Annotated in this window: 3 protein-coding genes and 1 pseudogene; 1 reads left to right on the forward strand and 3 read right to left on the reverse strand. The window is 41.5% G+C overall.

What is annotated here, in order from left to right:
- Positions 1 to 201 (forward strand): hypothetical protein (locus QM629_RS11960; RefSeq protein WP_415160108.1); only part of this gene is annotated, 201 nt, incomplete at its 5' end.
- A 175-nt stretch (positions 202 to 376) separates the two neighbouring features.
- Here QM629_RS11960 and QM629_RS11965 read toward each other — a convergent pair.
- From QM629_RS11965 to QM629_RS11975, 3 genes and pseudogenes are all read right to left on the reverse strand, one after another.
- The gene (locus QM629_RS11965; RefSeq protein ID WP_415160109.1) at positions 377 to 1,984 is read right to left on the reverse strand and encodes a SusD/RagB family nutrient-binding outer membrane lipoprotein; all 1,608 of its coding nucleotides are present in this window, start codon (positions 1,982 to 1,984) and stop codon (positions 377 to 379) included.
- A 21-nt stretch (positions 1,985 to 2,005) separates the two neighbouring features.
- Positions 2,006 to 5,344, reverse strand: coding sequence for a SusC/RagA family TonB-linked outer membrane protein (locus QM629_RS11970; RefSeq protein ID WP_415160110.1), 3,339 nt, complete (start codon positions 5,342 to 5,344; stop codon positions 2,006 to 2,008).
- A 227-nt stretch (positions 5,345 to 5,571) separates the two neighbouring features.
- Positions 5,572 to 5,768: pseudogene (locus QM629_RS11975) on the reverse strand (hypothetical protein); the annotation flags it as partial.

Genomic DNA, 5,768 nt, shown 5'->3' on the forward strand with positions numbered 1-5,768 from the left:
CAGGACGTATTCGAAGAAAGGAAAGGATATGCCCAGTATATTGGAACAAATCAGAAAAAGACATCAACAAAGAAGTGCAGAAAAAGAACAAAAGCCACCTTCTTAACTTGTCAAAGTAGAATTAATAGCCTCTTTTTTATAAGCAGTCAGTTTATCCAAATTATCGGCTTTGAATTTTTGCGTAAATTAACAATCGTTTAATAAATAAAACAAATTTAAAAAGCTCATCAAAAAAATGCGTTTAATCAAAAAAATTAGTACTGTAAGGAACACTATGCATGTTCCTTTACCTGGTAAGACGTCCTAAAAGCAAAAGAGGCTGCCTGATTGTGTTGCAGCCTCTTTTTGTTTATTTGAATGCCTCTGTTTTTTTATATCAGTTTACGTCCCAGAAAATTTTTGTGTCTAAATCGTCGTTTGCTTCCACAGCACTGTAATTTTCTGTATTATAGGTTTGTTCGTCTGTAGGATAGAGCCACCTGTATGGAGGCAGTGTTTGGGTACCCACGTCAGCAGTAAAGGTGAGCGTGGGGAGGTCTAATCTTCTATACTCCGCCCATGTTTCCATCGGCCGCATTACGCTGGAATTGATCCATTTTTGTGTAGCTATCAGGTTCAGTTTTTCTGCAGTGGTAGCAGCGCTGCTCCATGCAATGCCAGACTTAGCCAGGTAATTGCTTATTTCTCCTGTAGCCAGCGAATCTAAATCACCTGAAACGGAATTATCACTTAATGTGCGCAAATAGAAATAAAAGTTTATGGATTGAGTGACACCTGCTTCGTAGGCTATTTTTGCAGCAGCATCCGAGCCTTGATTCAAATAATATTCGGATAGTGAAAGTTCTGTTTCAGCGGCAGTAATTAACGTGCCAGGCAAATAAATATTCTGCGAAAGTGTAGAACGGTTATACCGTGCAATAACTGCCGAATCTAATATCGCAGTTTGTTCAGTACTTGTTAATGATGGGTCTAATCCCCGGTACACACCATTGGCACTATCTCCCGGTTCAAACATGGCGCGTTCTCTCGGGTCTGCATTCTCATTCATAAAATCAATCATTACCTTACCTGCCCTGTCGGCATACCCCCAGCCAATTAATCCTTCATAAAAATCAGCAGCATTTCCTACATCAGTACCATTGTTAATGGATGTGGAAGTACTCACTACAGCTACCATGATGTTATCATCGTTGGTAGTAACAATGGGGTATGTGCTCGGGTTGCCTACAATGTCTGCAATTTCGCTTTTTACCCTTGATTGAAAGGCAGACACACCACTCACCCTTGTGAGCATCCGTATGCGCAGGGAGTTACAGTATTGCTGCCATTTTGTAATATCTCCATGGTTTATAAAATCCTGTGTTTCCAAACCAGGCGATACAGAGGAAGGAACAGAAATGGTACTCAGTTCATCAGCAAACCCTTTCAGGCTGTCAAGCATGGTGGTGTAGATGGTGGCTGCATCATCATACTTGGCGGAAGTAGTAGCAGACTGGTAATCACCGCTTAGAGTTCCTAGCAAGCCTGCACCGCTCCAGGGAATATCACCCCATATATCTACAGTTTTTTGGGTAAAGTCGTAAAAGTAAATAGTTGCTGCAATAATATAAATACGGTTTGCCTGCTGTTCTTCTTCACTTAAAGCAGCATTTACCCTTAATAACTCCTTATATTGTGCCAATAAAGCATAATAACTGTCCCAATAATCACTAATAGCTGCAGCGCCGGGAATGTATCTTCCATTATCATTCAATGTAGCTGCGGTTTGTGTCCATGGTATCAATGTATTTTGATACACTGCAAAATATTGGTAGTATTTGTACATTACATAGCTTGTATTAGAATATAATACACCTGCAAACTGGCGGTCAACAGTGGTGCCGGAAACCTTTGAAGGGTCGGCATACGTATCTTCAAATTGCTTTTTGGTACAGGCCGAAAAAACCAGCACTGACACAAAGAGAATGGATAATATCTTTTTCATATAAATTTCTGGTTAATAAGATTAAAAAGTTGCTCTTAATGAAACGCCAAATGTTCGGGTGGAAGGCTGGCTGCCTGCATTGGTTAAAGACTGGTTCCAGTTTAAACCTGCGGTCAGCTGCTCCGCGTCCATATCTTTTATCGTCCTGTAGAGATAGAAAAGGTTTCTGCCAAAAACAGATAACTGTAGTTTATTCGCTCTTATTTTCCTGGAAATGGATTGAGGTAATGTATAAGCAAGTGATATCTCCCGCATCTTCCAATAAGTGTTTTTAACTATATACCTGAAATATTGGGAATTGCTGTATTGCGGACCGCCCCAGTTATAGGTTTCGTTATAATAATAAAATTGAGATGTCACATAATCATTAGTCGTGCCATCAGCAAAAACGCCACCCAGTTTCATACCGTCATGATAAACAGTTTCCCCGTTAGGGCCTGATGATGCACTGGTTTCAATACCTCTGCCACTTGCATCCTTATAATAGGAAATACCGCCATGGGCTGCATCCATTGCTGTTAAACTTTCTTTCGTTAAGCCGCGGCTTGTCATCCAGAACAAACCGGTTGGCATTACATAACCACCAATCCTGTAATCAGTATATAATTCAAGGGAAAAACCCTTATAGGAAAAAGTATTATAAAACCCGCCTGTAGCTTTCACCTGGGAGTTGCCATATCTTTTCAGTATAGAAGCATCTATCTGATAAACTATATCGCCATCGCCAAAGTCTGTAACAACTTTTTCGCCTTTATCATCGGTTAAAATGGGATGAGCATAAAAATCGCCTATCGGCCTTCCTACTACAGATTTTAAAACAGCCGCATTACCATCATAATCGCTATGTACAAGCTCGGTTGAACCTGTTGTAAGTTTCAATATCTTATTGTTATTATTATTGAAGTTAATACCAGTTTCCCACCAAAAGTTCCTTCCCTGAACAGGTGTGGCAGTTATACTAAGATCAATGCCTTGGTTTTGCAAAGTGCCAACATTGGCCAGGATATTGCCGGCGCCGGTTGTTTGGGCAATTTGCAACGGGATGATCATATCCACAATTTTTGCCTTGTAATAAGCCAGGTCGAGTTTTAACCTCTGGTTAAAGAACCCTGCCTCTAAACCAAATTCCAGTTCATGTTTCTGTTCAGGCTTTATAAGGTCATTTCCGTAAGTGCCGGTGGCAGCTGATGTAGCAAGCACTGAACCAGAGCCCTGATCGCCAAGGTTAGTTAAGGTATAAGCCACATTTGCCTGGTAGGCTGAAGGATAATTACCTACAATGCCCCAAGAAGCCCTTAATTTGGCATTGCTGATTACCTGTGGCAGGTTAAAAGCATCTGAAATAACAAAGGCAGCATTTGCTGATGGGTAAACAAACGAATTATTATCAGGGTTCATGGTAGAAGTGCGATCCCGCCTTACCGTTCCTTCAATAAATAAATAATCTTTATAACTGGCATTTACTGTTCCTATCAGGGCGTCTTTGGTAAGATAAGTCCTGGTAGAACTACTGCTATATGGAGTTGTGGCAGATGAAGTAAGGTCAAACCGGTTTTCTGTTGTTAAGCCGCCATTTGTGCCAATACTGGTAGAATAGCTGGATTCCTTATCGCCCGTATAGCCTGCCATGGCTTTAATTGTCAGGCCTTCATTTATTTTGCCGGTGTACGTTAACAATGCATCTCCGTACAGGATTGAATACCGATAAGTAGAAATTCCATAATAGCCGGAATAGCCATACACAACAGGTACGGAGGAAGAGTTCCTCGATTCAGTTTGATTATTAGTAAAATCTGTGGCTAACCTTCCCCTTAACTGTAAGTTTTTAGTGATATCAAGCGTACCGGTAAGGCTTGCCATTAAACGGTTATTGCCTTCAGTTACCTTATTTTCCATTGTATTCCATACATAGTCCAAAATGTCGGTGCGGTAATTGGGTATGGTTATATTTTCATCCGGTGTTAAGCTTTCGTTGCTGCCGGTAACGTATTTGTAGCCCAGGCTTGTTTTATAATATTTTCGATACCAGTTTCCATCATCAAACGTGGGCATCATCCCGCTAAAATTGTTAATAAGCCGGTCGTTAAGGTAAGGCCTGTTTTTAACGGTAGAATAAATATCATTGGCTATCAGATTCAGGCGGAACTTTTTGCCAAAATTATAAATGCTGTTTAGGTTTACGTTGAAACGCTCGTCTGATGAATTCAAACTTACACCTTCGTAACGCTGGTGGGCAATAGAGAAACGGGTGTTGGAATTTTGTCCCGAAAAATTAAATGCCACATTGGTAACCACATTGTTGGCATGCTGATATAAATGCGCCCAGCCATTCTTGATGGGAGAGTAATTTGCAACCCTGCCCGTCCATGTTGCAATTGGCTGGCCATCGAATTTGGGCCCGAAGTTTACCGACCCCTGAACCAACGCCCTGTATTCCTGGCCATCTATAGTGTATGTATTTTCATTGAAGCCATTTTCATCCTCACCAAACCAATCATATTGTACCGGTGAGCCCGCGCCACGCACGGTTTGAAAACGAGGCAGGTAAGCTACCCTATCCTGGAAGTAACTGGTATTAAAGTCAACAGAAAATTTTTCGCTGCCGCTTTTTCCCTTTTTAGTGGTGATCAGGATAACTCCATTTGTAGCCTCAGAGCCATATAATGCAGCCGCTGAAGCGCCTTTTAAAATCGTGATGCTTTCCACATTTTCAGGGTTGATATCAAGCAAGCCATTGCCCCTTAAGCGCTGATCGCCCCAGTAATTTCCATTATTAAAATCTCCATCGTGAAGTGGCACGCCATCCAGCACGATCAAAGGCTGTGTTCGCTGTGTTAAAGAATTAATGCCACGTATCGTAATGGCAACACCGCCCAGAGAACCGCCGGGCGCTGTGGCTATTTTTACACCCGCCGCTTTACCATATAAAGCACTGCCAAAATTAGTGGATGAAGTCTTTACCAGTTCATCAGACTTAACGGTTGCCGTGGCATACCCCAGCGATTTTGCCTGCTTTTGAATGCCAAAAGCGGTAGTTACCACCACCTCATTCAAAGCATTGCTTACGCTTTTAAGCGTAATAGAAATGTTCGTGTTGTTTCCAACGCTTAGTTCCTGTGTTTCATACCCAACAGATGAAAATTCCAGGACATCGGTTGCATTGGCCGCAACGGTAAAATTTCCCCGCCCGTCTGTTACGGTGCCGATTTTGGTGCTTTTTACATGAACGGATACGTTTGGCAATCCTCTGCCAAGGCTATCCTGCACTGTTCCTGCGATTTTTTTTCTTTCCTGCGCATCGGCATGTGCGCAAAAAGTCACCATTGCAAAAAACAGGAATAAGTGGATAATTGTTTTCATAAATAGTCGTTTTAATTTTAAAAATGATGCGTGTATAAAATCCTTCGTAGCTAATTGAAGCTTAAATAGTTTGGTATTTGTTTTTCAAAATTTTCCATCACCGGCGACAGGATTATCCTGCACTGTTCCTGCAATTTTTTTCTTTCCTGCGCATTGGCATGTACACAAAAAACTGCCATCCAAAAAACAGGAATAAGCAGATGTTTTCATAAACAGCCGTTTTAATTTTAAAATGATGCGTGTATAAGATCCTTAGGCGCTAATTGAGATTTAGATAGTTTGGTATTTGTTCTTTCAAAATTTTCCATTACCAGTGCGGCGGCGCCCATCAAGCCGGCTTCGTGGCCGAGCGATGAAATTTCAACGGTTGTATTTTCTGCCAGCCTTGGTATGCAATACATATTCAGAGCCTGCTGTAAAGGCG

This window comes from Parafilimonas sp., from assembly GCF_047606085.1.
GTDB lineage: Bacteria > Bacteroidota > Bacteroidia > Chitinophagales > Chitinophagaceae > Parafilimonas.

Bases quoted from the DNA above. Each gene is read 5' to 3' on its own strand.
- QM629_RS11970 (WP_415160110.1), bottom strand. From the start codon at position 5,344: ATGAAAACAATTATCCACTTATTCCTGTTTTTTGCAATGGTGACTTTT.
- QM629_RS11965 (WP_415160109.1), bottom strand. From the start codon at position 1,984: ATGAAAAAGATATTATCCATTCTCTTTGTGTCAGTGCTGGTTTTTTCG.